Genomic DNA, 24867 nt, shown 5'->3' on the forward strand with positions numbered 1-24867 from the left:
TCAACATCTAGCAAGAGAGAGTTTTAGCGAATAAGAGCGACTTTCACTGGGGCTAAGCCATCCGCCTGTCTCCAGGCGAAGGTCTGTCCGAGGCTCTATCCCAAGCGCAAAGATGCCTGACTGATAAGCGCGCCACACCGCGAGTTTTGGGAGGGTCGCTTGGCTGTAGTCCAGTGAGACAGCAACGCCGCATGTCTCGTTCCGCAGGACAACAGGCAGCTGGTGCGGCGTTGTGCGGGCGTCCACGACATCGACTTTCTCGCCGAAGTCATCAGAGGGATATGGAGGTTGAGAGTGAAGCTCCGATTGGAGCGGATCCGGCAGCCCTTCTACCGTCAAGGCGCCATCAAGAAAGGGATAGCCGAAATTTATGTGATACATGATGGCGTGGTCCGTGGGACGGAAGCCGCGATTTGTCACTTTATCCTCGACGATCAGTTCGTGCCCGAATACCGCGAGAGAGATCCGGCGCCGTAATTCCAGCGTCTCGCCGAACACGCTCGCCTGCCTTACGATTGCTTCGCAGGAAATTTCGGACGTTTCCGTGTCCACACCGTAGCTGAGTAGCCGTGCTTTCTCGACCGATATCCGCCCGTGGAGGGGCATCTTTCGCGTCGTGAGGTGAGGATGTTTGTATTGGCTGATGTCGGCTTCGTAAGGGCGACTGAAGTGGTCGAGGCCGCAGGTGACCAAGAAGCCATCAAAGTTGCGCAAAAAGCCCCATCCTTCCTCCGATCCTGGATCATGCGAGGGGAAGGGCATCTGCGCCGGAGAATGCCAGCCGATGTTGACACCCTTGTAGGAAAGTTCGGAGATATCGAAGCCACGGTCCACGGCAACCTCGAATGTGACCCCGTTTGCATTGCGGCCTATCAAAAGACGTTGACCTCGACCGGGTCCGTCCTCCAGCATTACTAAGCGGATGTCGGCGATGGCGCGCAGGTCCGCAGTTTTTCTGAGCAGCGTTTCGTCCACAGTTCACTCCTTTTTGATAAGACCGAGGTCCCTTCGTCTCAAGTCTCCACCGACGTACGCGAACGACGGTGTTCACGCCGTTCGAGTCTAGTGATCAAGCCGCGCAGTTCCGGCTCGCCGACCGAAGAAGCCGCAACGGCGGGCTCAAACCATTCAAGTGTTCGCTGGTGTCGTTCCGGGAACTTGTCGTCGATCTCTCGCACGTCTATCAGGTGCACCTGCACCATGGCTGGCACCAACTCGCCGCCCTCAAGCTTTTTGACATAGGTGTAGTGGCCCCACGGCTTCTTACGGATACGGCCCCTGACACCCGCCTCCTCCCAAGCTTCCTGGCTCGCGACTTCATGCGGCTTCTTCTTCCGCATCGGCCATCCTTTTGGGATGATCCACCGGCCGCTGTCTCGACTGGTGATCAGGAGCACTTCGATCGAGCCATCGGCCCGGCCAGTGGACCGATAGCAAATAGCCGCGTACTGCGTCAGGATCTCTCCTCTGCAGAGCTTGTCCGCGACAAGGGAGAGCTGCGAAAGGCCGTCTCGTTTTGTTGTATTAGCAGGCATGGGCCGGTCGATCTCCAGATCGGTTGCCGTCGCTCTACTTGGATGAAGAAGCGACGGCTCGGTAGGCAGATGCCGTCCCCCTTAAGCTTCCATGAGGGGGCACCGGGGTAAAACCCGCCAGACGCCGCAGCGAAGCCGGTGGCTCGAAAAGCTCCTGTTTCGGCGAGGGCTAAGCCGCGTGAGAAACATTCTGCAGCAGCGGCCGCAATCGCCTGACGAAGTCTTCGCTTCCGCACGCGAACCGAAGCTTCTCAGGAAGCTCGATCTGATCCCAGTCGATCGTATGAGAGACGCCGAGATTAGCCAGGATCGGCAGTGCGGCCATGACGTCCCAAGTGGAATCACCGAGTGACAGGTATCCGTCGGTTTCCCCGAGCGCGACTTCGATGAACGATGCGGTCGCCGAGCCGCAGATACGGAAGCTGATCTGCAGTTCGTCCGACACAAATCGCATCAGTTCGAGCCGATCACTGGTCGAGACGGTTGGATGGATGCCGAAGCTCATGGCCGCCTGCGACATGTCGAGGGGCTTGAGAGGCGCCATCGGCTTTCCGTTCAGCCGCGTCGGCACAGAACGACCGCCCACCAGCATCAGGTCACGGGCCGGTGCAAAGATGACGCCGAAGGTCGGCCGGCGGTTCTCATAGAGGCCGATCGAAATTGCCCAGTTTTGGCCGCCACGGACAAAGTTGAAAGTTCCGTCGATAGGGTCGATAACCCAGATGCGCTCTGACGTACCTGCAATTTCACCGCCCTCTTCGCCGTATAGCCCGTCACCTGGGAATGCCTTTCGGAGCTCAGCGATCAGAAAGTCTTCGACTTCGCGATCGGCCTTGGTGACGAGATCGAGATGTCCCTTTTTCTCCACCGGCAGATCAGCAAGTGAACGGAAGTGTGCAAGTGCCAGCGCACCCGCTCTTCGCGCGATGTCCTCGACGATCACTTCCATTGTGTTCTGCAAATGCGTTTCAGCCATTGGCTTCAGCCTTAAGCCTTGCCACCTGGGACACGTCATTGCTGATGAGCTGGTCGAGTTGGCCATCACGGATCCACTCGACTACATTGGCTTCGATATCGACGCCGTAAGATTTAAGGCTTTTCAGCTTGCTCGGCGGAGGCACGTGGAGGAAGGTGGCGATCCCGCCTTCATGGAGCTGCTTTGCCTCTCCGCTCGGGAAATGATGAATTTCGAGGTTGATCGCATCGACGGTTGCCTCGATTGCGATCGCAGCCGGGTCGATCAAGCGCGAGTGCGAGAGGCCGACAGTCGGGACTTCCGGGATTGCCTTCTTCAGGGCGCGCAGTTGCACGAAGTCAAACGAAGAGAACTGCAGTAGATCGGCGCAACCAAGCTCGTTGATCAGAGCTTTCAGCTTCGGGAAGAACACGTCGTCTTGACCGTAGGTCTTCAGTTCCAGCTGATAGATTATATTGTGCTCGCGAGCGAACTCTAGCGCCTCGCGAAGTCGTGGCACGCGCTCATCGGCGAAAGCCTCGCCAAACCACGAGCCGGCGCTCAAGGCAGTGATTTCCGAATAGGTGAGCTTGTTCACCAGGCCATGACCGTTGGTGGTGCGGTCGACAGTCTCGTCATGAATCAGCACAAGTTCGCCATCGCTGGTAATGCGAAGGTCAGTCTCGCAAGTAACCCCGGGTCCCGCGAATTCCCGCGCCGCCCGGAACGCAGCGTAGGTATTTTCCGGCGCGCCTTCGCTATGGCCCCGATGGCCGGCAAGACGCATGGTCAGCGGCGTCATTCTTAGCGGATTCATTTCATTTCCTTTCATTAGCGGAGGCGCGCATCGAGCCGGTCGCGTAGATAGTCGCCGAGCAAGCTGATCGACAAAGTCGTGAGGACGAGAACCAGGCCGGGGAGGGCAACCAGCCACCAGGCGATGGCAAAATAGCTTGTGCCATACGATATCATCAGACCGAGGCTGATCGCTGGCGGCTTGATGCCGACACCTAAAAAGCTCAGTCCGCTCTCCATGAGGACGATCTCAGGGAAGTTGAGAGTGAATTGAACGACCAGGGGACCGGCAATATTCGGCAGGATGTGACGTAAATAAATTCGCAGCGATGGCACCCCGACGATGCGCGCTGCCTCTGCATACCCGTCTGCATTCGCACCAAGGACGAGCCCTCGCGCAAGACGAGCGTAGCGCCACCAGTTGAAGACGCCCATCAACAGGACGAACAGGAGCGGGCTGGAGCCAAAGACCGCAAGGACACCAAGGGCGATAATCATGAAGGGGACCGAGGCCATCGCGTCCGCGATGCCCATCACCAGATTATCGACCCAGCCGCCAAAATGCGCCGAGAGGAAACCAAGGCTCGTGCCGACGATTGCGCTGATCGTGCCGCCGATCAGCGCGACCATCAGTGTCGTCTGTGTCGCTGCCAGAAGGTTGCTCAGCAGATCGCGCCCCAGGAAATCCGTTCCGAGGAGATGGTTCGACAGCTTCAACGGTGGTGCGAAGCGCGTCAGCGGCGCTTGCTGCGTGTAATCGAATGGTGCCAGCCAGTGCGCGAAGATCGCGACGATCAGGATCACGGCGATCCACGTAGCGCAGAGAAGAATTCCGACAGGCAGGCGAAAGATGGATGTGAACGATCGCTTAGACCGCGTGGGGGATGCGCTCTGTGCCATCATTGCTGTGACCTGATTTTCGGGTTGAGAAAAGCGTAGAGGATTTCCACGGTCAAATTGATCATCACCACGAAGACCGTGAACACCAGTATCATCGCCTGAACGACATTGAGATCGCCTTGTCCTACCGCGCGGACGAATTGAGCACCGATCCCGGTCCAGGCAAAAACCGTCTCCACCAGAACCGTTCCGCCAAGAAGCGACGTGGCAAGAATGCCGAGCATGGTAACGAGCGGGATGGCGGCGTTCGGCAATGCATGCCGCAAGATAATTTCAGAGGGTGGAATTCCGTCACCTCTGGCTGCGGCGATGTATGGCTGCTCCAGAACCTCGATCAATGTCGCGCGCGCAAAACGTGAGATCGAGGCCGCGTTGTAAAGCGCGAACGTCGCGATCGGCAGGATAGCATGCCGCCATGTGGAGCTTCCCGAACTTGGCAAGACCCTGAGCCATACGGCAAAGATGAAAATGAAGATCAGCCCGACAAGAAACATGGGAATGCTGTGTCCAAGCACCGCTGTCGCCATCACAAGTCTGTCAATTGCACTGTCGCGGCGGATAGCGGCCACGATCCCTGCAGGTATTCCCAACAGAATGGCGATGATAAAAGCCGACACGCTCACAGTCAGCGTCTTTGGAATGGACTGCGTGATGATGTCGAAAACGTCGCGACCGTCCGCAAAGGATTTGCCGAAGTCGCCTTGAATTGCATGCTGCAGGTAGATGAGGAACTGCTCAGGAATCGATTTGTCGAGCCCCCACAGCGTGCGGAAGGCCGCCTGGGCCTCCGGCGTTGCAAACTCTCCGAGCATTCGCTCGGCCGGGTCTCCGCTGAAACGCAGGACCACGAACACGAAGAGCGCCGTCGAAAACAGAACTGCGAATGCGCGGACAGCTTTCGATAAAATAAACCCAGTCATTAGGCGACCTCCTTTCCCATCTGAACCGAACGAGGAAACTCCTCTGCCCGATGGCATGCTACACGTTGGCCTGCGACGTCGCGCAAGAGCGGGGCCTCGGTCCCGCACCTTTCGATCGCAAAAGGACAACGGGGCCGGAACGGACATCCACCGGCGATTTTGCCGGGGTCTAGTTCGCCATTGATGGGCGGCTGGATATTTCGGATGGTGGGATCCATCGAAGGGACCGAAGCGAGTAGCGCCCTCGTATAGGGATGGCGCGGCCACTCATAGACCGACTTGATGTCACCGGTCTCGACAACGCGGCCGAGATACATGACCGCGATACGATCAACGACATGGCGGACAACGCGCAGGTCATGGGTGATGAAGACGTAGGCGAGGTCGCGCTGTTGCCAAAGGTCCCGCAAGAGCGCCACTACCTGCGCCTGAACGGAGACATCGAGCGCCGACACAGCCTCGTCGAAGACGACCAGCTTCGGATCGAGGATCAACGCACGGGCAATGACGACACGCTGCCTCTGGCCACCAGACATCTGATGCGGATACCGGCTCATCATCGCGCTGGACAGTCCAACCTGGTCAAGCATCGCGGCGGCGCGCTCATAAGAAGCCGCACGACTGGCAAAATGATGTACGAGGAGGCCTTCGGAGATCTGTTCACCGATGGTCATCTGGGGATTGAGTGCAGAGAGTGGATTTTGCTGTACGAGGGAGGTGCGCACACGGAACTGCTTCCAGCCTTGAAGGCTGCGGGCCTTGTGATTGACACCTTCGAAGAAAATCTCGCCCTCGGTCGGGGGCGTAAGGCCGAGAATTAGGCGGCCAAGGGTGGATTTACCGCTGCCAGACTCGCCGACAATGCCCAGTCGCTCACGGGCATTGAGCTGCAGATCGATCGAACTGGATGCACAGAGAATTTTAGGCTTCGCCAACCACCCCGTCTTTTGACCAAATGCCTTGGTGAGGTTGCGGGTTTCCAGGAGGGGCGCGCTCATGCCGCCACCGGATGATAGCAGGCCACATTATGAGCCTGTGCGACCGGTGCAAGCGGCGGAAAGCGCTTGAAGCATTCACCTGCAGCTCGCGGACAGCGAGGATTGTAATAACAACCTTGCGGCAGGTCGTCGAGAAGCGGCACGGATCCGGGAATGGGAACAGGAGGTTGGTGGTCCGCCGGGTCAATGCTAGGCATGCAGTTGATCAAAGCCCGTGCGTAAGGATGCGAAGGGTTCTGGATTATCTGCTCAACCGGAGCGGTTTCGACGATTTTTCCACAGTACATGACGGCCGCCTTGTCGGCCAAACGCGCGATGACGCCGAGATCATGGGAAACGATCATCAATGCCATGCCGGTCTCGGCTTTCAATTCCTCCAGCAAGTAAAGGATCTGAGCCTGCATTGTGACGTCCAACGCCGTCGTCGGCTCGTCGGCGATGAGCAACTGTGGCTTTGCCGCGAGTGCATGGGCGATCATCACGCGCTGGTTCATGCCGCCCGAAAACTGGTGCGGATAAGCGCCGAGCCGGCTTTTGGCATTGTCTATTCCGACCCGTTCTAACAGGCGCATGGCTTCGAGGCGCGCATCATTCCCCCTGAGCCTTTGATGCCTGTAAAGCGCCGTCTCCAGATAGTAGCCTATCGTGTGAACTGGATTGAGACTGCTCGTCGGATCCTGAAAGATCATAGCGATCGTAGGCCTTTCGGAGCCGGACTCGCCTGATCCAAAGGATATCGAACCGCCGGCTTGGCCGAGCCCGCGCGGGAGCATGTTGCCGATCGCATAGCAGGTCATGCTCTTGCCGCAGCCGGATTCCCCAACGAGGCCAAGGGTCTGGCCTGCATCCAGCGAAAAGCTCACGCCGTTCAGGATCTTGATATTGCGGCCGGGCACCTCGACGACGAGGTCCTGGACAGTTAGCAGTCTGGGCATATTTTCCTCCCGAAGCGGTGCGCAACCTCCGCGCACCGCTTCTTGGTCATCGCGTTGTTTTATTTGAAGTTGAGGTTGCCTCGGAATTCCATGGTCTCAAACGAGACCGGGCTCCACTGAACGGTTTTGCGTGCCGCGTAGACGTCAAAGGGCTGGTAAAGAAGAACAGCAGGCGCCTCATCCTCGAAGATATCACGCAGGCGGTTGAACGCAGCAGAGCGTTCGTCGCCGTCTTTCAGTTGCGCAACCTTATCGCAGAGGTCGTTGAATTCGATTGGTGCCTTCCAGCCCCAGCGCTTCTGGATGCCGCGACCCGGACCGAATTCGGACACCATCGTCGTCAGACCGTCGGTCAGCCACTGGCCGTTCGACCAGTTGCGGATCATGATGTCGCTGTCCTTTGGCGTCGTTCCCGGCGCGTAGATGGTCGGAACGACGTTGACGCCGACAGCCTTCCACATCTCGATCATCATCATGAGCGCGGGGACGGCGTTGGCGTAATAGTTGCCCATCGTGTGGTACGTGATCGGCTTGCCGTCGTAGCCGCTCTCCTTCACCAGACGCTTGGCTTCCTCGACGTTGTACTCCATCGGCTTGCGCTTCGGATCGAAGCTCGCGCCATAGCTCGGGAAGTTGAACCCGTTCGGGATCGACGCCTTGCCTTTCCACAATGCCTCGACCATCAGCGGGCGGTTGATGGCGAGCGACATCGCCCGGCGCAGGGCCTTGGACTGGACAGCCGGATTGTTGAAATTGAACGTAAACATATGGACGTTCTCGATGAGCGTTCCCCGCGTTTCGAGATCGTCGTATCCGTCGATCAGCGCCATATCGTCCGGCGTAAGGGTCGTGATGATATCATATTCGCCACTGATGAGGCCGGCCACGCGGGTCGCCGGTTCAGCAACAACCTGATAGGTTATTGACGAAGCCGTGGGCTTTTCGCCCCAATAGCTTTCGTTCGCTTCTAGCGTGGCATGATCGTTGGCAACGAGTTCCTTGAACTTGTAGGGGCCAGTGCCGATCGGCTTGTTGCCAAAGGCAACCGCGCCGAGGCTCTTGTAATATTCCTTTGGAACGATCGGGCCGAGCCACGAGCCCAGGTACTTCTCGATGAGATACGACGGCGTTTTCGTGCGGAGGACCACAGTGTGTTTGTCCTCGACAACAGGTTCGTCCCAGTTGGGCGAGAAATTGCGACCGTTCGGCACAGTCTTGATTGCCTCATCGCCCCAAAGGCGCCCGGACGAGAAGGTGAACGCAACATCTTCGGCGGTCATCTCGGTGCCATTGTGGAATTTGACGCCCTGGCGCAGCTTGAAGCGGACCGACTTGTCGTCAATGCGTTCAAAGCTCTCAGCGAGCGCTGGCATGAGCTTGATGCCATTGCCCTTTGCGCCGTCGGCAAAATAGTCGCGACGAAGAAGAGTATCGAAGATCTGGTTGATGATACGCGGCCCCGTATTGCTGATCCCGTTGATAGGCTCCAGCGACGACGGCAAGCCGTTCACACCGATCTTCAAAGCCTTGCGGTCAGCCGCGAAGGCAAATTTAATGCTCGTTGTCGACGCCAAAGCAGCAACGCTGGCGCCGATCAGAAAACGTCTGCGATCAGTCTTAATCATTGGGTCCTCTCCCGGACTTAGAGTAGATTATGGCTTGTTGCTATTCGGCGGGGCATCGAGCCTAGTTCGCGATGACGAACTTCCTCCGCATTTTGTCTGGTGCCGTATCGACGATCGACTTGGCGCCGACGTCGGTGATGATCACCCCGACGTCCTCGATTTTCGTGGTGATCGAGAGGCTCGACTTCGTGAACTTGGAATGGTCCGCGACAACGATTACTCGTCTTGAGACTTCGATCATAACTTTCTGGATGCTTGCGTTGATCGGGTTCGACGTGCAGACCGTGCCCCGGTCGAGGTCTATCGAGCTAGCATTCAGGATCAACTTATCGGCGTTGAACTGACGCACGAAATTTTCTGCCAGCGGACCGCGATATGAACGGTTCGTATCGGTGAATTCGCCACCGACGGAGTAGATGCTGTTTCCATCCCCGCGTGAGAGTTCGGCAATGATGTCGAGACCATTCGAGATCAGGGTCAGCCCCTTGCGTCCCGAAAGGATCTTCGCAACCTCAAGAGCGGTCGTTCCAGCATCGAGAAAGACGGCATCACCTTCAGCGATCATGCCTGCTGCAGCGGCTGCGATCGCGGCCTTCTCCGCTTGCCGAGAGACTGACCGAACCGCGTGCGTGGTGTCCTGCCCCACCTGATTGACGCTGACAGCCCCGCCGTGTGTCCGACGTAGCACACCTGCTTGCTCGAGCTCGTCAAGGTCGCGACGGGCTGTGGCAAGCGAAATCCCGAGGCGTTCGGTGAGCGTGTTGATCGCCAGAAACTGCTCCTCACGTAGCAGTTCAGCAATTCTCGCTTGGCGTTCCTGGGCGGCTGTAAGCACAATACCCTCCCGTTTGTGACTTGTTTCGATCAGATCTATGATTGATATCGATCTTTGTCAAATGACGATTTCATGACAAAACGTGTTGCCGTGCAGCATTTTTCAGTTTTGCCTCGGCAGGCTTGAGCCTCAATCGAACGAATATTGCGAAGCCGTCTTGCATGTATGATCGATTTCAATCATGCTCGGGAGGATGAGGCGTTACAAGCGAAACTCATCTGTCGGCTGGTGCAGTAAAGCCAGCATTCTCCTCCCAGAGAGGCTGTCGCCCGTCCCTGGCGGACCTGTTGTGGGGCGGGCGGCGGCTCTGGGGATACCGCGCTCTCTGGGCTCAAATGCAATCGCCTGCCAGCATGAGGGAGTGGCGAGATGACCTCCACGATCGTCATGATCAATCTGTTTGGCGCGGTGGCTTTGCTGCTGTTCGGCCTCGCGCAGGTGAAGGAGGGCGTCTCACGTGCGTTCGGTGTCAAGCTCAGAACCGGACTGGCGACTGGTACCCGCAGCGGTCTTCGCTCGTTCTTGTCCGGACTGACCGCCACGATCGCACTGCAGAGTTCGACGGCCACGGCGCTGATGACTGCCTCCTTCGTCGAGCGTGAACTGATCAAGCCGCGCATGGCGCAGATCGTCCTGCTCGGCGCCAATGTCGGCACCGCTGTTACCGCATGGATCGTTGCCACCGGCATCGAATGGCTGTCGCCGCTCGTCATCCTGGTCGGGATCGTGTTTTACCGCAGCGGATCGACTGCCCGCCAAGGCGGTGGCACCGCGTTGATTGGCATCGGCCTGATGTTGCTGTCGCTGCATCTTTTGAGCAGCGCGACCGAGCCGATGCGACAATCGCCAGCGCTTGCCGCCTTCATTGGTCTCCTGGACAATGCCTGGCCGGTCGCGCTTGCTTTCTCGGCCTGCATCGCCTTCATCTCATCGTCCAGCCTCGCCGCTGTCGTGCTGATCCTGTCGCTCGCCTCGACTGGCATTCTCTCTGCCGGCCTGATCATCGTGCTGGTGCTCGGCGCCAATCTGGGTGGCGCCATTCCGCCGGTCGTCGCCTCGCTCTCCGGCTCGCCTTCGGCCAAGCGTGTGACAATTGGCAATCTTATAGTGCGCGCCGTCGGCTGCGCAGTTGCAATGCCGCTCGCAGGCTATGGTGCCGATATCCTGGAAATGCTGCCGCTCTCGCCTACAAAGCTGCCTGTCGACGCCCACCTCGGGTTCAACATCCTGCTTGCCGTCCTCGCGTGGCCATTCTCACGGCTGCTGTCGCGGTGGATGCTCCGCCTCGTCCCCGAAGAGCTACAGGCCGACAATGCTCCGAAATATCTCGATCAGGGCGAGCTTTCAACACCGGTCGTCGCTCTGGCTAGTGCTACCCGCGAGACTCTTGGCGTTGGTGACCTGATCGAACGCATGCTAATACGTGTCTCAAACGCATTTGAGACGAACGCCCTGTCGAGGCTCAAGGACATTGCGTCGTTGGAAAAGCGCGTCGATTACCTGCAGCAAGAGGTGAAGATCTACCTTTCCAAGCTTGGTCGTGAAGGCCTGAACGAGGAAAACGGTCGCCAGTCGATCGTCATCATCGACTACGCCATCAACCTCGAGCATATAGGCGACATCATCGAAAAAGGACTTGCTCCTCAGGTCGCCAAAAAGGCTTCGCTCGGGCTGAAATTCTCCGAGGATGGGCACGAGGAATTAAAGAGACTCTTCGATCTGACGATCGACAATCTGCGCATCGCTCAAACAATTTTCGTCACCCGCGACTTTGCCCTCGCAAGACAGATGATGGACGTGAAGGTCGAGGTTCGGCGGATGGAGAAGCAATCCTCCAAGCGTCATCTAGAGCGCCTGCGTGATGGCCGGGCTGACAGCCTGCAGACGAGCTCACTGCATCTCGACATCCTACGCGATCTCAAGCGTATCAACGCCCATATTGTGTCGGTCGCTCATCCGATCATGCAAGAGAGTGGGCTCCTCATCGAAAGCAGGATGAAAGATGCCGAGTAAGCACCGGCGAGTTAGGCTGTTGTCGCGCTTGGCCGAAGTTGCCGATCAAATGTTTAGCGGAAAAACGATCATGCAGTACGGAGCAATATGCTTCCGGATGAGCGATCAATCCGAGCGGCTAGAAATTCTGCTGATCACCAGCAGGGATACCGGCCGGTGGGTCATCCCAAAGGGATGGGGCATGCGCGGCAAGGATCCATGTGATTACTTGAAGCAATGCTGTCAGGCCAGCAGTCTTGAAGATTTCCAGCATCCGGAACTCCCTGGTTTCTCAAGCACTACTGTGCTCGGCCCGCATCGATTGCAAGGAAGATTCGTAGGGTCCATCCGCAACAAAACAACACCCCGGAACATCTTTGGATATCTATTTGAAGCCGTGTCGCCTGCCTCGATGTTTGCAGATCGCGCGGCAAGTACGGCTGGTGCTGAAATCGGCCCTGACATTAGGCTGCAACACGGAAGATCGCTACGCGGAGGCGAATTCTGTCAAGTTTTTGGCTGACTCCGCGACGACCACACGTAAGGATAAACCAGCGTGTGGACCTGGGAGGCAAAGTCGTGAAAAACCTCAGTCATTTCGATCTCAACGGTTTGATGCTGTTCTACGAAACCGTTAATGCCCGAAGCATCAACAAGGCATCGCAACTCCTGGGCATTCCGAAATCGACGATAAGCCGACGACTGCGGAGCCTTGAAGGCCATTTCAACTCGGCGCTTTTGAAGCGAGGGTCACAGTCTCTGGGTCTCACGGAAAGCGGTCAGGCACTTTATCGGCGATGTGAGCACATCGCCGATGAACTTGAGAAAGCCGACCTTCAAACCTCCCGCATCCAGTATGAGCTCTCGGGCGTTCTTCGGGTCAGCATGCCGACCTTCTTTGTTGAATGGGTTTCCGAGGCAATCGCCGAATTCGCACGCCTCCACCCTGCCGTCTGCCTCGAAATCGAGGCACATAATCGCCATGTGAGCGTGGCTGACGAGCCGTTCGACGTGGCGATCCATTTCGGGAAACCAGCGGAGACGTTCAACCCCACCCGCAATCTGATCGAGCTGCCCCGCAGCTTCTACGCCGCACCCGATTACATAGCAAATCATGGTTCTCCGCTGAGATATCTCGATCTGTCGTCTCACCAACTGATCGTGCATCAATTTCAAATGCGGGACAGGGTTTTCCCCTGGTTGATGGGCCATGGAGAGAATTCGGCGCATATAATTCCGCGCGCGGTTGCCAACAATGCGATCATGGTTCGCGACTTCGTTGTTCGAGGGCTCGGAATCGGGCTTATGCCAGACATCATGTGCCACCAAGCCCTCAAAGCGGGAGAGCTCACGAGGCTCGAGCTCGATTGGGACTGCCCGCCGTTGCTGACATCAGCGACTTATCTCGCTCGAGATTATGCCCCAAGGAAGGTCAGGGCGTTCCTCGACCACGTTGCTGAGAGCCTCCATAAGCAAATCGCGATCTAAATTCGGTTCCGGCCTGTTCCAAATTTGGCACCCCCCTTTCCGATAGCAGGCTCTGGCGGGCGACCGTGTGCTTGTTATGGTAGCGAGCACGGCATCTTGATCGAGTGGGAGGCTTGATAGCTGCCGAGGGAGAGACCCACGACGCGCGCTTTGCGCGCGCCGGGGAACTGCCAGAAACGGAGCAAGGGAGGAAGAGCATGCTTCTACGTCGAATATTCCTAGCGCTATCAGTTGCGGGAATGACCTCAGCAGCCGCGTTTGCCCAGCAGGCCGCCTATCCGACCAACACGATCACGCTTGTCACTGGATTTCCGGCCGGATCGGGTTCAGACATCCTCGTTCGATACTTTGGCAAGGAGCTCCAGTCGCTGGCGAAGCAGACCGTCATCGTCGAGAACAAGGCGGGCGCAGCCGGAAACATCGCCGCAGAATACGTCGCGCGATCCAAGCCGGACGGATACAACATCTATGTCCACGCAGCCAGCTCCGTCGCGGCAAACATGCACCTGTTCAAGAAGCCCCCGCTCGACGTTGCGAAAGACCTCCAGATCGCCGCGACGATCAACCAGCAGGCGTTTATGTTGATCGTTCCGGTCACCAGCCCTTTCAAGAACGTCGCCGAACTTGTGAACGGGATGACGGAGAAAGGTGACAAGGGAAGTTATGCCCAGTCAAATACGACAGGGCGGGTTATGGGCAGAATGTTCACCGATGCGACGAAGCTCCAGACTGTAGCGATCTCCTACAAGACTGACACCGATATCCTCAACGACCTTCAAAGCGGCGTGATCGATTTCGCGATGATGAACCCGGTTTTTGCGCTGGCGCAGGTCCGTGAGGGACGCGCACGCATCCTCGCCGTCAGCACGCCCGAACGGCTAAAAGCAGCTCCGGACTATCCGACCTTCGCAGAAGCGGGGATACCCGATCTCGTGATGCTGAGCTGGTTTGCCGCCATGGTCCCTGCGGCGACGCCACGACCCGTCATCGATCAGATCAATGCCTACTTCAAGGAAATTCTGGCTAAGCCCGAGACCGTCAAGTTTCTGACGGAAAATGGCGGCGATCCATTCATAACCAGTCCGCAAGAGGGTCAGCAGCTTTTGGTAAAACAGGTCGAAGACTGGGCGCGTTACGTGAAGATGGCAGGCATCGAACCGCAATGATTGCAATCGTAACGATGCCGGGCCATTCTGTATGAGCGACGATCCACTGTCTCCTTTTGGCCGAATGGATGTCGTCTCGCTGTTGCGAGAGCGGGCGGCGACTATCCCTAATCACCCGATGCTGATCTGGGTACCGGGTGAAGGTCCGGAAACAACCTGGACCTACACTTCTTTTGCCGAGGAAACCTCCCGCATCGCGGGTGGCTTGGCCGCCCGAGGGATACAAAAAGGTGATCGTGTCCTTGTTCACCTGGAAAACTGCCCAGAGGCCTTGCTAGCCCGGTTCGCCTGCGCCTGGCTCGGTGCAATCTGTGTAGCCACGAACGCAATGGCCGCGGGACCGGAATTGGCAAGCCTGGCTGAAACTACGGCTCCCCGGGCCGCGATCACGCAGCCCAAGTTAGCGGATCTTGTTTCCACTCATGTGCCGGATCTCGATTGGATCGCTGTGACCGAGACCGATGCGGGTGTCCCGCCTCGAGCGGGTACCAATCCCGAACGAGCCCAGGCGTTCTCCCGGCTCCGATCGACACCATTCCCGCAGAGAGAGCCTGATCCGCTGGCTCCGGCGCTGATAATGTTTACGACAGGTACGACGGCGCGAGCGAAGGCAGTTTTGTGGACCCACGAGAATTTCCTCTGGGCTTCATGCGTCGGCGCACAGCAGCAAGGGTTCTGGCCGGACGATGTGGTCCAGTTGTTCCTGCCACTCTTCCACGTCGTCGGTTTCTCGTGGACGTTTCTTCCGATACTCTGGGTCGGTGGCACCGCCGTTTTGCAGCCGCGGTTCTCGGCGAGCCGTTTCTGGCCCATCGCCCTCAAACATCGTTCGACAATCGCCGCACAAGTCCCGTTCACGATGGGAGCCCTGCAAGAGCAGGACAAGCCGGACGCGCATTATTTCCGGATGTGGATCGCAAACCGCCAGATTCCGGAAATGCAGCGCAGATACGGGATCGGAAAAATTTCGTCCGCCTGGGGTATGACCGAGATGATCTCGCAGCCGATCATCGGGGGAAACCCATTCGTCCCCCTTCAAGCCAACTCGATCGGACGAGCGTCGGTCGGGTACCGGATAGCGATCGTCGACCAGGACGGCTCGGCGGTGAACCCGGGTGGCGAGGGTGAACTGCTTGTGGGCGGCGTTCGTGGTCGCTCGCTGTTCAAAGAGTATTATGGAGACGCGCGGGCGACCTCTGACGCCTTCGACGACGTCGGCATGTTCAAGACCGGTGACAAGGTTCGACTGCTCGACGATGGGAGTGTCGTTTTCGTCGACCGTTTGAAGGATGTCATCAAGGTCGGCGGCGAGGGCGTATCGGCAAGTGAAGTCGAGGCCGTCATTCAGAAGGTCGCGGGGGTTGCGGAAGTGGCGGTTGTCGGCAGGCCCGATCCTCTCCGTAGTGAAGTGCCGGTTGCTTTCGTCGTCCTCAACCCCGGACATGGAGAGGAACTCGCCGACGTGATCGTCCGTCAATGCCAGCAATCGCTTGCCAAATTCAAGGTCCCACAGGAGGTCCGGTTTCTCGACGAAATGCCCAAGGTGGGCTTCGGAAAAATTTCGAAAGCACGTCTTAGGGCGTTTGCCACTGAACCCGCGGGACACCTACCCCGATGACAGATCCGGGTTTTGACTTCTACTTCGATCCGATTTCCCCATTTTCCTATCTTGCGACGACGCAAGTAGACGAAATCGCCCGAAGACATCAACGGATTGTAAGATGGCACCCTGTGCTTGTGGGGGTGACAATAACGAAGATCATGGGGCTGAAGCCGGTACCGGAAACGCCTCTGAAGTCCGATTACTCGTGGATGGATGCCGAACGGCAAGCGGCCATGCTCGATGTTCCGCTGCGCCGACACGGCCTCAAGAACATAAACTCTCTCGCGGTATGCCGAGCATTTCTTTGGTTGAGAGATCGAGAGCCAGATATGGCTCGACAGTTTGTGCGGCGGGCATCTGCCGCTCTATGGGTTGACGGAAGAGATATAACGCCGTTGGAGTTCGCTGTTAGCGAAGCTGCCGCGGTGGGCGCTGGCGCAGACGGACTTGAATTGGCGTTACGCGGCCCGGAGATCAGGGAGTTGCTGGCAAGGGAAGTCGATGCCGCAATAGAGCGCGGGGTATTCGGCGTCCCGTTTTTCTTCGTTGACGGCCAGGCGTTATGGGGCTGCGATCGGCTTTGGATGCTTGACTTCAAACTCGCCCACGGCCGCTGGCCGACAAAGCGGGATTGGGAAGATATGAGTGATTAGGTCGGCTGTGCCTATGCTAGCTCATTCCATTAGGCAGGTGACCATGTCCGCTCGTAATTGAAGACGGCGAGCCATTGATCAGCGCGGCCATTTATCTCGATCGGAAGCTAGATGGCGGTCGCCCACAACAAACGCACCCCTGACCAGCCTGCTCCTGCGGCGAGATAGACAGTGCTGGAGCAAATCCTTCGGCTTGTGGGGCGACTGCACTCTCCAAGCGTCACCGCCGCGCGTGACGAGCCGAACCGCACGGCCGCGGAAATCGCCGAGCTGCTTTATGACAGGCATAACTCGGCCCGCAGATCAGGAAACCCGGCTGCCAATATCTGCAACGCCGCATCGCGCTCGCCGCGAGAAACGGACTGTAATTTTGCCGCCTGCCCAGCTATAGCTACATCAGCGGCTAGCCTTTGGGGATCTCTAGCTTCTTTGCAGAGTGTGACGATGAAGAGCCAACGCTTTGCATCGACACGCTCCTCCAGATGGAAAACAACGGGCTTTTATCCTGACGCTTCCAGTGTCGCACTTGTTTGAGCTTTATTTGGTCTAATGACAATATAAGCGCTCATTGCTGTTACCCAATTGTCTTCTCGGTAGAAGAAATTTCATGTCACAGTCCAGCCACCTGTCGAAAGACGGCGCTGATTTCGCCGTCCGATGTACTCTGGCTCGTCGTCATTATTCCATTGCGGGCGGATTGCTCCTAAACTCAAGACCCGATGTTGCGATCGGCACCAAACTTTCGGGACAGCGGCACCTCATCGATATTAGCAAGCGATTTATGCCTGATGAGAAAGCGTCGAACGTTCTCACGGATTGCACACAATGGGAAAATTCCCTGAGCCGCCAGTCGACACGCTTTTACGAGCACTTCGTAGGCTGCATCCCGCTTTTGCTCGGGCCACCCTTCCGGGAGATCGAAAACGTCTTCAAGGCTTCCCAGCTCTTGAACGTAGCGGGATTGTTTTACAAACAGGGGTTTGTCAAACAAGGTGTTGGCCATTGCGCTCTCCTTTCTGGACATCGTTTGACGGCGTAAGAGCTAGAAAAGAGTGAAGACAATTCAATGAAGCCCGAGGTGATTTTTCACAGAATCTGCGGTGCGAGATGATTCTTGCCGATCTGTCCGAATGCGCCATGGGATCCTTGGAAATAAGGGGAAAGTTTCTTTGCAGCAGCGTGATAAGGCGCCCAGCCGCGGGGCTTGTTTGTGTCGGCACCTAGCGGTCTGTCGTTACCAAAGGCTTTTCCCTTGGCAAATGATGGCTCTGCTGGAGGTGTGTATCAATCGCTCGCTCAGGATGTACAGCTCCTTGGCTCGTGCTGCCCCGCCAATATCGACGTTGATCGCGAAAAGTTCTCATTGGAATAAATTCATCAGTCTTCCATCTTTGCGCTTTAAGCGTGGACGACAGGCGGACTACTGCGCCTCCAGTAATGGGGAGCACTGCAGGCACGCTTTGTAGTCATCCTTTGGCTCGAGGAGATGAAGAATGTGGGGGGTGCTGCTCGCGCTGGTTTTAGGGGTCGGGTTTTTGGTAGCGATTGCTGCCGGCACTCTTTGTTGGCTGCTGTTCGCCCTGGCGGCATCGGTCGGAGGAGCTTTGATCGGCGTAGCGATGCGGCTTAACGAGCCGGCAATCTATATTTTGCAAATGGCAGCTCCTGCCATTCTCATCCTGGCGATCCTCTGTTCCGCAGCTGCGGATCGTATAGCCCGTAATCAAGAGCGTCGGCAGATCTTGAAATACTCAACTTCTGAACGGTTGCAAAAATAGGGTCAGTCAGCCTGATACATCAAGATGCAAACTGGCCTATTCACAATGATAAACCGATCGACCCTGCCGCGTGTGCGAGCTTCGCGAAGACTGGGCGGAGCTAGTCGGGCTTAACCAATGTTTGCGTCAATGCAATCGCTTCGGCCAAGAGGTTTTCCCGGTCTCGCACGCCCTTGTTGAATAGTCTGGCGACGGTAGCAGCCAACCGACCGATAGATGCGGGGTCGCCCGTTATTCCTTTTACTCGGGCGACCTCTTTTACCACGCTGGCGCAAAGGCGCGAATCTTCGATCGACGGGTAGCTCATCTGGGCCTCTGCGGAATGGCTCGCCCCATGGCGGCTGGGACGAGCATTGCCGATTGCTTCTTAGAAATCCATTCCCGCGCCGGCTGGTGCAGCGGGAGCGGTGTCCTTCTTGGGCTTTTCTGCAATCATTGCCTCTGTCGTCACCAGCAGGCCCGCAACGGAGGCTGCATCCTGCAGCGCCGTGCGGACCACCTTGGCGGGGTCGATAACGCCCTGTGCGTAAAGATCGCCGTATTCGCCGGTCTGGGCGTTCCAGCCAAAGGAGAATTCGGTCTTCTCCCGGAGCTTGCCGACGATGACGGAGCCCTCCGCACCAGCATTCTCAGCGATCTGGCGAACAGGCGCTTCGATGGCGCGGCGGACGATCTCTATGCCAACCTTCTGGTCCTGGTTGCCCGTGGCAAGATTGTCGAGTGCCGCCACAGCACGAAGCAGCGCGACGCCACCGCCCGGCAGGATGCCTTCCTCGACGGCAGCGCGGGTCGCATGCAGGGCGTCGTCGACCCGGTCTTTCTTCTCCTTGACCTCGACCTCCGTCGAGCCGCCAACGCGGATGACGGCCACGCCACCAGCAAGCTTTGCAAGACGTTCCTGCAGCTTCTCGCGGTCGTAGTCGGAGCTGGTCTCCTCGATCTGGGCTCGGATCTGGGCGACGCGACCATCAATGTCTGCCTTCGAACCGACACCATCGATGATGGTCGTATTTTCCTTTTCGATTGCCACCTTCTTGGCGCGGCCGAGCATGTTGAGGGTCACATTCTCAAGCTTGATGCCGACGTCTTCGGAGATGACAGTGCCGCCCGTCAGGATGGCGATGTCTTCCAGCATGGCCTTGCGACGGTCGCCGAAACCCGGAGCCTTGACAGCCGCAATCTTCAGGCCGCCACGTAGTTTGTTGACGACGAGGGTCGCAAGCGCTTCGCCTTCGACATCCTCCGCAATGATCAGAAGCGGTTTGCCAGACTGGACGACGGCTTCCAGGACCGGGAGCATCGCCTGCAGGTTCGACAGCTTCTTCTCGTGGATCAGGATATAGGGATCGTCGAGTTCAACCCTCATCTTGTCCTGGTTGGTGACGAAGTAGGGGGAAAGATAGCCGCGGTCGAACTGCATGCCTTCAACAACCTCAAGCTCGGTTTCGGCAGTCTTGGCTTCTTCGACGGTGATGACGCCTTCGTTGCCGACCTTTTCCATGGCTTCGGCGAGATACCTGCCGATCTCCTCGTCGCCATTGGCCGAGATGGTGCCCACCTGGGCGATTTCCGAGTTGCTGGTAATCTTGCGGGCGTTGGTCTTCAGTTCCTTGACGACGGCGTCGACGGCAAGATCGATGCCGCGCTTCAGGTCCATCGGGTTCATGCCAGAGGCAACCGCCTTGGCGCCTTCCTTGACGATCGCCTGGGCGAGTACGGTCGCGGTCGTGGTGCCGTCGCCGGCAAGATCGTTCGTCTTCGACGCCACTTCGCGCAGCATCTGGGCGCCCATATTCTCGAACTTGTCTTCGAGTTCGATTTCCTTGGCGACGGAAACGCCGTCCTTGGTGATCCGCGGCGCGCCGAAGGACTTGTCGATCACGACGTTGCGGCCCTTCGGGCCGAGGGTCACCTTGACGGCGTTGGCAAGCACATCGACCCCACGCAGCATGCGTTCACGGGCGTCGCTGTTAAATTTGACTTCTTTGGCAGCCATTTGTCTAACTCCTCAATAGGCAGCTATTTGACTGATAGGATGTTTTGTAAGGAGAGCCCTTCAGGCAGCGATCTTCTGTTCGGCCTGGGCTTCGATGATACCCAGCACGTCGCTTTCCTTGATGATCAACAGGTCTTCGCCGTTGATCTTGATCTCGGTACCGGACCATTTGCCGAACAGGATGCGGTCGCCAGCCTTGACGTCGAGCGCCTGAATCTGGCCGGCCTCGTTACGCGCGCCAGTGCCAACTGCGACGACCTCGCCCTCGGAGGGCTTTTCCTTGGCGGTATCGGGAATGATGATGCCGCCCTTGGTCTTTTCCTGGGAGTCGACCCGGCGGACGAGAATGCGATCATGAAGCGGTCGGAACGACATGTTTTCCTCCGTTGAGCAAAAATGATGACGTTGAAGACCCAGGCCGGACCGGGTGACCAGTCCGGGCGGGTGCGAACCTCCCTCGAGCGTTCGCGGGCAAAATTTATTTTCGAGATTTTTCGATTTCAAGAGGGTCGGAAGAAAAAAAAGCACTCGATGGGGTTGGCTGCTAACATGCTGGAAAGGAACAAGAAATAGCATCGGGACCCAGAAAACCATTGATGAGCGCAAGATTTTACGTCACCTTCGCAGTGTCACGAAACGGAGATGAAGCATGCAATTCTCGTCGGATCTGGAGCGTCAGCTCAACGGCTATGGGCTGACCACCGCGCATATCCTCTACCGCATTCCCGATTTCGAATCCGTCCTGCAAGCCTACATTTGGCAAGACTACGATCTCGCACCTGATTTTCCGGAGATGCATAAGTTTCTGGACTTCTGGCAGGCGAAGCTCGACGGGCCTCTCCACTCCGTCCGCTATTCCCACCAGCGGCTGATCGGTCCGAACGAATGGCGCCGTGTCGAGGGCGAGTTCAAGCTTCACTGACCTCTTGACTTTGATTTTCAGCTTCCTAGCTCATCGACAGCCCGAGACGTTGAACTCGGCGTGCTTCGATTATGTATGGAGTGACACCTGCATGGAAGAGAATATCAGCATCATCAAGAGTGTTGGCATCGATGAACGTGAAGAGATCATCGTGGACTTTGCCCGGCGGCTTGAGACCGCCTCAAAGGAAGCGCTGGTCTACGGAGAAGGGAAGTTCGCAATTTTGTCTGCCAGCATGGCAGAAGCAATGCGAGTTAATGCCGACGAAATTGCTCGCGATAAACCTGAGGCGGCCGAGCGTGTGCTGCAGCAAGCATACACGATGATGGCGCAGTTCAAGGCTGCGTATCCCCATCGGGTTATCAGTCGATCCGTCCACTGAAGGGGCGATGAGGCAGACCTGTCGGCGCGTGGAAAGGCAGGGCATTCCCCGGCAAAGATGCGAGCGGATGAAGCCGAAAATTATTTGATCTCTCAGGGCGAATTGTTTAGCGGCACGAGATGCCCAGCGTGCGCGCTCGATCAGCGACTGGCCAACCTATGACATCGTCAAGACCGGTGACGACAGCTACCGGATCTCGATCGCGGTCGCAGGCTTTGCCCAGGACGATCTCGACATCACCTTCCAGTCCAACCTCTGACCGTCACCGGCAAGAAGCAGTTCGGTCGACGCCTACCTGCATCGTGGAATTGCCGGGCGGCCGTTCGAACATCGTTTTGAACTCGCCGATCACGTTAGGGTTAATGGCACGGAGCTGAGCACTGGTCTCCTGTCGATCGACTTTGTCCGCGAGATCCCGGAGGCATTGAAGCCTCGAAAGATTTCGATCCAGAGTACGCCGGCGTTGACCTCGTCTCGGCCTGCTCAGATTGAAGCACAGAAGGCTGCTTGAGGTCCAGATATACTCATAGGCGAGGGAGCCGCCATTGCGGTGGCGCCCGTCAACATTCCGGGTTGGGAAGGAGAGAGCGATGAAACCCGATATGTTCAGAGAACCAGTTTCAAATCTCGTTGGCCTGGGTTTTCCGGCCGCGGTACGAAGCGCAACGGATGCCTATCGTCATCTTTGCGAATGGCCTGTCAGATCGAGAGATACCGCACACGCGGTCGCCTTGAAAGCCTGCGGCGCCGCACTGCGCGGCGAAATCGAAGCCGAGACGGCCCGCGGCCTGTTCGCGGCATTTGCCGAGAAGCATGATTTGCTGGCGCCGGAAACGAGCGCCATTGCCGCTACTCGCCTGAGGCGGGATCGGGATCCGCATATCCGGTGAGGAGGTGGCCATGCATAGTGAACTGCAACGGCCTGCCGACCAGGCTGCGGCCATGGGGCTAGCGGTCCTGGTTCCAGGCCTTCGGATTTCCCGGCCAATCGATATCGCCCGCGCGACCTTCCTTTCGATCGATGATCGCCGCGCGATCTTCGCGGCGTGGGCGTCGGACCTCTACGCGGTGGATTCGCAACCATCGCTGCGACATCTGCCGGGCACGCCCGGACCAGTCTCGATCGACGAGGTGCAGGTGGCGTTAATAGAACTTGATCGCCGCTCTCATTATTGAGCGTGAAGCTTGGAGTGACATCAATGGCACCCACGGACGGGTCGCTCCAAACCTTGCGGTGAGAGCAGAAAAGCGTCGGTCCCGTTGTACATCCATCAACACCTGCCGCGCGGTCAGGCGGTCGAGGCGTATTGGCTTCAAATGTCGGCTCAGTGTTCCCTCATAGTCGGCATCCAAAATGATGAGAGGGGCGCACAGCCTCGCCCCTCTACGGCGCCCGGCGATCGGATTTATGACGGTCGGGATTAGTACGATCGCCTACTAACCTGCTTGGCGCAGCTGCAGGCGCGAAACGCCGGCTGCGACATTGAGACCGGTTCCGGCTTCAGTGCCCAGCGCCCGAAGGCAAAAAAGGGTGGCTTTGCCGCTACCTAGCACGTTTGCTCCAAGCCAAGACCAACCGATGCTCGGGCCCACGCGCCGACATGGGTGCCGGAAACGCTGCCTTCGCGGACTATCTTGGAATGTCTTCTGCTCGACATCGGCATCCCCGGTTTCGTCCATCGTAAAGCATTGACAGGGAGCCTGATCTTTGGTGCGATTGAGGTCCGCCCAGGAGTGGCGGGCAGGGGAGGAATGGAAATGGAGTCCGTATATTTAAGATCCGCATTGATGCTGCCTATCGTTGTTGGAGCGATGATGGCACCGGACGTTGAAGCAACCGAGGCCGAATGCACCGCGATGCTCCGCATAAAGCTACCTAGCTCAGATCTGGATATCACAAGCGCCGAATACGTAAGCGAAGCAAAGCCGTACTGTTTAGCCAAGGGGAGTTTTGAACATCGAACTGGTGCGGACGGTAAGTCGTATGCGATTGGGTTTGCAATTGCCTTGCCCGATGCGTGGACAGGTCAATTCCTGGTTCAGGGTGGAGGTGGTCTCAACGGCGTCGTCTTGCCGCCGACCGGAAACGCTGCCGCTGGTGCGGAAAACGCGCTATCTCGTGGTTTTGCCGTCATATCTCATGATAGCGGACACAAGGGTGAAGCCTGGGACGCCTCCTTTAAGGCTGACCAAATCGCCGCTCTCAATTTTGCCGGATGGTCGGTGGAAAAAGTCGCGGCCGCAGGGAAGGCACTTGTCGCGCAATATTACGGCAAGGGTGCGCATCATTCCTATTTTGCGGGGTGCTCGACGGGCGGCCGCGAAGCGATGGCCTCTGCACAGCGATTTCCGCTTGTTTTCGATGGGGTTATAGCCGGCGCTCCGGCTATGCGGACCAGTCGGTCGAACATGTCACTCGCAGCAAAAAACGTTGCCATGAACCAGATCTCCCCGGTAGGCCAAGACGGATCGCGCGATCGTTCGCAAGCGTTTTCGGACTCGGACAGGAGCCTCGTTCTTAATGGTCTCCTGAAAACCTGTGACGGGCTCGACGGGATGGAAGACGGATTGATCGGCAATCCCGCCGCCTGCAAGTTCGATCCGTCCATGCTTGTCTGTAAGGGTGAGAAAGTCGAAAGCTGCTTGAGCGAAGACCAGGTTCGGGTCGTCACAGAGACGTTTTCGCCGACACTGGATGCGTCGGGCCGGCCTGCCTATCCCGCTTTTGCGTACGACACTGGCATCATGAGCCAAACGGATGCCATCCCAGGCTTGATGCGTTTTGACGATAAGCGTAATCGGCAGTTTAAAAATAATGCGACGGCTTTTGACGTGGACGATGCGGTTCAGAAAGCTGATGTCGAAGATCCCCAACAGCGGCTCATCAATGTCGATCAATGGGCCGATCTGAGTTCATTTGCGTCGGAGGGGCGAAAGATACTCTTTTTCCATGGCATGAGTGACCCCTGGTTTTCCGCCAACGACACGATCGACTTTTTCGAACGCATGAAAAAATCAACGAAGGCGAAGATCGAGCCGGACGACTGGTCGAAACTTTATCTTGTTCCGGGAATGTCTCATTGCCGGGGTGGACCTGCGGGCCTCGATCAGTTCGATTTGCTAACAAAGCTGGTGGAATGGGTCGAGGGAGGGAAATCTCCTCAGTCGGTTATCGCAACTGGAAGCGCGTTTCCGGGGCGGACGAGACCCCTCTGCCCCTTTCCCTCCCATGCTCATTACAAGGGAACAGGGTCGTCTGAGGACAGCGCCAGTTTCGAATGTCGGCAATGACTAGGTTGTTTTTGGATTGATCAAGTCATGCGATACCTTCCTGCTGGCAGATTGGCCGTAGCAGTGCCTCGTCCCAAGGCACGTGTGAGCTCTCAGAA

Annotated in this window: 27 protein-coding genes and 1 pseudogene; 13 read left to right on the forward strand and 15 right to left on the reverse strand. The window is 57.5% G+C overall.

All coding sequences use genetic code 11. The features are described 5' to 3' along the window. From KX729_RS23240 to KX729_RS23285, 10 genes are all read right to left on the reverse strand, one after another. Positions 1-975 carry a DUF4432 family protein gene (locus KX729_RS23240; RefSeq protein ID WP_219744865.1) on the reverse strand — a complete coding sequence of 325 codons (975 nt, stop codon included), beginning with the start codon at positions 973-975 and terminating at the stop codon, positions 1-3. A 38-nt stretch (positions 976-1013) separates the two neighbouring features. Next, on the reverse strand, positions 1014-1535 hold the full coding sequence (locus tag KX729_RS23245) for an NUDIX hydrolase (RefSeq protein WP_219744866.1): 522 nt from the start codon (positions 1533-1535) through the stop codon (positions 1014-1016). 169 nt (positions 1536-1704) lie between these two features. Then, positions 1705-2511 (reverse strand): inositol monophosphatase family protein, encoded by an 807-nt coding sequence (locus KX729_RS23250; protein WP_219744907.1) that lies wholly within the window; start codon positions 2509-2511, stop codon positions 1705-1707. Beyond that, positions 2504-3307 carry a glycerophosphodiester phosphodiesterase gene (locus tag KX729_RS23255; RefSeq protein WP_219744867.1) on the reverse strand — a complete coding sequence of 268 codons (804 nt, stop codon included), beginning with the start codon at positions 3305-3307 and terminating at the stop codon, positions 2504-2506. Before KX729_RS23255 ends, KX729_RS23250 begins: the two co-directional genes overlap by 8 nt. 14 nt (positions 3308-3321) lie before the next feature. After that, positions 3322-4185, reverse strand: a complete 864-nt coding sequence (locus KX729_RS23260; protein WP_219744908.1) for an ABC transporter permease — start codon at positions 4183-4185, stop codon at positions 3322-3324. Beyond that, positions 4185-5105, reverse strand: a complete 921-nt coding sequence (locus KX729_RS23265; protein WP_219744868.1) for an ABC transporter permease — start codon at positions 5103-5105, stop codon at positions 4185-4187. Before KX729_RS23265 ends, KX729_RS23260 begins: the two co-directional genes overlap by 1 nt. Beyond that, positions 5105-6103 carry an ABC transporter ATP-binding protein gene (locus KX729_RS23270; RefSeq protein ID WP_219744869.1) on the reverse strand — a complete coding sequence of 333 codons (999 nt, stop codon included), beginning with the start codon at positions 6101-6103 and terminating at the stop codon, positions 5105-5107. The genes KX729_RS23265 and KX729_RS23270 overlap by 1 nt, the downstream gene beginning before the upstream one ends. Then, positions 6100-7038, reverse strand: a complete 939-nt coding sequence (locus KX729_RS23275) for an ABC transporter ATP-binding protein (RefSeq protein WP_219744870.1) — start codon at positions 7036-7038, stop codon at positions 6100-6102. Before KX729_RS23275 ends, KX729_RS23270 begins: the two co-directional genes overlap by 4 nt. 59 nt (positions 7039-7097) lie before the next feature. Further along, positions 7098-8663, reverse strand: a complete 1566-nt coding sequence (locus KX729_RS23280) for an ABC transporter substrate-binding protein (protein ID WP_219744871.1) — start codon at positions 8661-8663, stop codon at positions 7098-7100. Between the two features lie 61 nt (positions 8664-8724). Next, positions 8725-9498, reverse strand: coding sequence for a DeoR/GlpR family DNA-binding transcription regulator (locus KX729_RS23285; RefSeq protein WP_219744872.1), 774 nt, complete (start codon positions 9496-9498; stop codon positions 8725-8727). A gap of 369 nt (positions 9499-9867) precedes the next feature. Here KX729_RS23285 and KX729_RS23290 point away from each other — a divergent pair, with 369 nt between their 5' ends. The 6 genes from KX729_RS23290 to KX729_RS23315 all read left to right on the forward strand — a co-directional run bounded on the left by KX729_RS23290 (position 9868) and on the right by KX729_RS23315 (position 16400). Further along, positions 9868-11511 (forward strand): Na/Pi cotransporter family protein, encoded by a 1644-nt coding sequence (locus tag KX729_RS23290; protein WP_219744873.1) that lies wholly within the window; start codon positions 9868-9870, stop codon positions 11509-11511. Between the two features lie 28 nt (positions 11512-11539). After that, the gene (locus tag KX729_RS33635; RefSeq protein WP_376776045.1) at positions 11540-12013 is read left to right on the forward strand and encodes an NUDIX hydrolase; all 474 of its coding nucleotides are present in this window, start codon (positions 11540-11542) and stop codon (positions 12011-12013) included. Positions 12014-12069: 56 nt separating this feature from the next. Next, positions 12070-12978: a LysR family transcriptional regulator gene (locus tag KX729_RS23300; protein WP_219744874.1), complete on the forward strand. Its 909-nt coding sequence runs from the start codon at positions 12070-12072 to the stop codon at positions 12976-12978. A 113-nt stretch (positions 12979-13091) separates the two neighbouring features. Then, on the forward strand, positions 13092-14144 hold the full coding sequence (locus KX729_RS23305) for a Bug family tripartite tricarboxylate transporter substrate binding protein (RefSeq protein ID WP_219744875.1): 1053 nt from the start codon (positions 13092-13094) through the stop codon (positions 14142-14144). A 31-nt stretch (positions 14145-14175) separates the two neighbouring features. Beyond that, positions 14176-15762 carry an AMP-binding protein gene (locus KX729_RS23310; RefSeq protein ID WP_219744876.1) on the forward strand — a complete coding sequence of 529 codons (1587 nt, stop codon included), beginning with the start codon at positions 14176-14178 and terminating at the stop codon, positions 15760-15762. Continuing rightward, the gene (locus tag KX729_RS23315; protein ID WP_219744877.1) at positions 15759-16400 is read left to right on the forward strand and encodes a 2-hydroxychromene-2-carboxylate isomerase; all 642 of its coding nucleotides are present in this window, start codon (positions 15759-15761) and stop codon (positions 16398-16400) included. The genes KX729_RS23310 and KX729_RS23315 overlap by 4 nt, the downstream gene beginning before the upstream one ends. A 709-nt stretch (positions 16401-17109) precedes the next feature. Here the strand turns inward: KX729_RS23315 and KX729_RS23320 are convergent. Beyond that, the gene (locus KX729_RS23320; protein WP_219744878.1) at positions 17110-17403 is read right to left on the reverse strand and encodes a DUF982 domain-containing protein; all 294 of its coding nucleotides are present in this window, start codon (positions 17401-17403) and stop codon (positions 17110-17112) included. Positions 17404-17893: 490 nt separating this feature from the next. On the opposite strand from KX729_RS23320, the gene KX729_RS23325 reads away from it, so the two are divergent. Then, the gene (locus KX729_RS23325; protein ID WP_219744879.1) at positions 17894-18178 is read left to right on the forward strand and encodes a hypothetical protein; all 285 of its coding nucleotides are present in this window, start codon (positions 17894-17896) and stop codon (positions 18176-18178) included. A gap of 100 nt (positions 18179-18278) precedes the next feature. Here the strand turns inward: KX729_RS23325 and KX729_RS23330 are convergent, their stop codons facing one another. The 3 genes from KX729_RS23330 to KX729_RS23340 are packed head-to-tail and all read right to left on the reverse strand — an operon-like array spanning position 18279 to position 20549. Then, a complete protein-coding gene (locus KX729_RS23330) occupies positions 18279-18485 on the reverse strand; it encodes a hypothetical protein (protein ID WP_219744880.1) in 207 nt (68 codons plus the stop codon). A 60-nt stretch (positions 18486-18545) separates the two neighbouring features. Further along, the gene (groL, locus tag KX729_RS23335) at positions 18546-20174 is read right to left on the reverse strand and encodes a chaperonin GroEL (RefSeq protein WP_219744881.1); all 1629 of its coding nucleotides are present in this window, start codon (positions 20172-20174) and stop codon (positions 18546-18548) included. A gap of 60 nt (positions 20175-20234) precedes the next feature. Beyond that, complete coding sequence (locus KX729_RS23340; RefSeq protein WP_219744882.1) at positions 20235-20549, reverse strand: co-chaperone GroES; 315 nt, start codon at positions 20547-20549, stop codon at positions 20235-20237. Positions 20550-20823: 274 nt separating this feature from the next. Between KX729_RS23340 and KX729_RS23345 the strand changes: the two genes are divergently transcribed. The 5 genes and pseudogenes from KX729_RS23345 to KX729_RS23360 all read left to right on the forward strand — a co-directional run bounded on the left by KX729_RS23345 (position 20824) and on the right by KX729_RS23360 (position 22654). Then, on the forward strand, positions 20824-21096 hold the full coding sequence (locus KX729_RS23345; RefSeq protein ID WP_219744883.1) for an usg protein: 273 nt from the start codon (positions 20824-20826) through the stop codon (positions 21094-21096). 91 nt (positions 21097-21187) lie between these two features. Further along, positions 21188-21478 (forward strand): hypothetical protein, encoded by a 291-nt coding sequence (locus KX729_RS23350; RefSeq protein ID WP_219744884.1) that lies wholly within the window; start codon positions 21188-21190, stop codon positions 21476-21478. A 118-nt stretch (positions 21479-21596) separates the two neighbouring features. Beyond that, positions 21597-21989 (forward strand): annotated as a pseudogene (locus KX729_RS33640) (Hsp20 family protein); the annotation flags it as partial. Positions 21990-22068: 79 nt separating this feature from the next. Next, positions 22069-22368, forward strand: coding sequence for a DUF982 domain-containing protein (locus tag KX729_RS23355; protein WP_219744885.1), 300 nt, complete (start codon positions 22069-22071; stop codon positions 22366-22368). Positions 22369-22378: 10 nt separating this feature from the next. Next, complete coding sequence (locus KX729_RS23360; protein WP_219744886.1) at positions 22379-22654, forward strand: hypothetical protein; 276 nt, start codon at positions 22379-22381, stop codon at positions 22652-22654. A 261-nt stretch (positions 22655-22915) separates the two neighbouring features. Here the strand turns inward: KX729_RS23360 and KX729_RS34590 are convergent, their stop codons facing one another. Continuing rightward, positions 22916-23158, reverse strand: a complete 243-nt coding sequence (locus KX729_RS34590) for a DUF992 domain-containing protein (RefSeq protein WP_376776047.1) — start codon at positions 23156-23158, stop codon at positions 22916-22918. On the opposite strand from KX729_RS34590, the gene KX729_RS23370 reads away from it, so the two are divergent. Beyond that, complete coding sequence (locus KX729_RS23370) at positions 23114-24769, forward strand: tannase/feruloyl esterase family alpha/beta hydrolase (RefSeq protein WP_246617782.1); 1656 nt, start codon at positions 23114-23116, stop codon at positions 24767-24769. The genes KX729_RS34590 and KX729_RS23370 overlap by 45 nt on opposite strands. The last annotated feature ends 98 nt before the right edge of the window (positions 24770-24867 follow it).

It is taken from the genome of Neorhizobium populisoli (assembly GCF_019430945.1).
In the GTDB taxonomy this organism is placed as follows: domain Bacteria; phylum Pseudomonadota; class Alphaproteobacteria; order Rhizobiales; family Rhizobiaceae; genus Neorhizobium; species Neorhizobium populisoli.

Bases quoted from the DNA above. Each gene is read 5' to 3' on its own strand.
- KX729_RS23245 (WP_219744866.1), bottom strand. From the start codon at position 1,535: ATGCCTGCTAATACAACAAAACGAGACGGCCTTTCGCAGCTCTCCCTT.
- KX729_RS23250 (WP_219744907.1), bottom strand. From the start codon at position 2,511: ATGGCTGAAACGCATTTGCAGAACACAATGGAAGTGATCGTCGAGGAC.
- KX729_RS23255 (WP_219744867.1), bottom strand. From the start codon at position 3,307: ATGAATCCGCTAAGAATGACGCCGCTGACCATGCGTCTTGCCGGCCAT.
- KX729_RS23260 (WP_219744908.1), bottom strand. From the start codon at position 4,185: ATGGCACAGAGCGCATCCCCCACGCGGTCTAAGCGATCGTTCACATCC.
- KX729_RS23265 (WP_219744868.1), bottom strand. From the start codon at position 5,105: ATGACTGGGTTTATTTTATCGAAAGCTGTCCGCGCATTCGCAGTTCTG.
- KX729_RS23270 (WP_219744869.1), bottom strand. From the start codon at position 6,103: ATGAGCGCGCCCCTCCTGGAAACCCGCAACCTCACCAAGGCATTTGGT.
- KX729_RS23275 (WP_219744870.1), bottom strand. From the start codon at position 7,038: ATGCCCAGACTGCTAACTGTCCAGGACCTCGTCGTCGAGGTGCCCGGC.
- KX729_RS23280 (WP_219744871.1), bottom strand. From the start codon at position 8,663: ATGATTAAGACTGATCGCAGACGTTTTCTGATCGGCGCCAGCGTTGCT.
- KX729_RS23290 (WP_219744873.1), top strand. From the start codon at position 9,868: ATGACCTCCACGATCGTCATGATCAATCTGTTTGGCGCGGTGGCTTTG.
- KX729_RS23310 (WP_219744876.1), top strand. From the start codon at position 14,176: ATGAGCGACGATCCACTGTCTCCTTTTGGCCGAATGGATGTCGTCTCG.
- KX729_RS23315 (WP_219744877.1), top strand. From the start codon at position 15,759: ATGACAGATCCGGGTTTTGACTTCTACTTCGATCCGATTTCCCCATTT.
- KX729_RS23320 (WP_219744878.1), bottom strand. From the start codon at position 17,403: ATGGCCAACACCTTGTTTGACAAACCCCTGTTTGTAAAACAATCCCGC.
- KX729_RS23325 (WP_219744879.1), top strand. From the start codon at position 17,894: ATGTGGGGGGTGCTGCTCGCGCTGGTTTTAGGGGTCGGGTTTTTGGTA.
- KX729_RS23330 (WP_219744880.1), bottom strand. From the start codon at position 18,485: ATGAGCTACCCGTCGATCGAAGATTCGCGCCTTTGCGCCAGCGTGGTA.
- groL (WP_219744881.1), bottom strand. From the start codon at position 20,174: ATGGCTGCCAAAGAAGTCAAATTTAACAGCGACGCCCGTGAACGCATG.
- KX729_RS23340 (WP_219744882.1), bottom strand. From the start codon at position 20,549: ATGTCGTTCCGACCGCTTCATGATCGCATTCTCGTCCGCCGGGTCGAC.
- KX729_RS23345 (WP_219744883.1), top strand. From the start codon at position 20,824: ATGCAATTCTCGTCGGATCTGGAGCGTCAGCTCAACGGCTATGGGCTG.
- KX729_RS23350 (WP_219744884.1), top strand. From the start codon at position 21,188: ATGGAAGAGAATATCAGCATCATCAAGAGTGTTGGCATCGATGAACGT.
- KX729_RS23355 (WP_219744885.1), top strand. From the start codon at position 22,069: ATGAAACCCGATATGTTCAGAGAACCAGTTTCAAATCTCGTTGGCCTG.
- KX729_RS23360 (WP_219744886.1), top strand. From the start codon at position 22,379: ATGCATAGTGAACTGCAACGGCCTGCCGACCAGGCTGCGGCCATGGGG.
- KX729_RS34590 (WP_376776047.1), bottom strand. From the start codon at position 23,158: ATGGACGAAACCGGGGATGCCGATGTCGAGCAGAAGACATTCCAAGAT.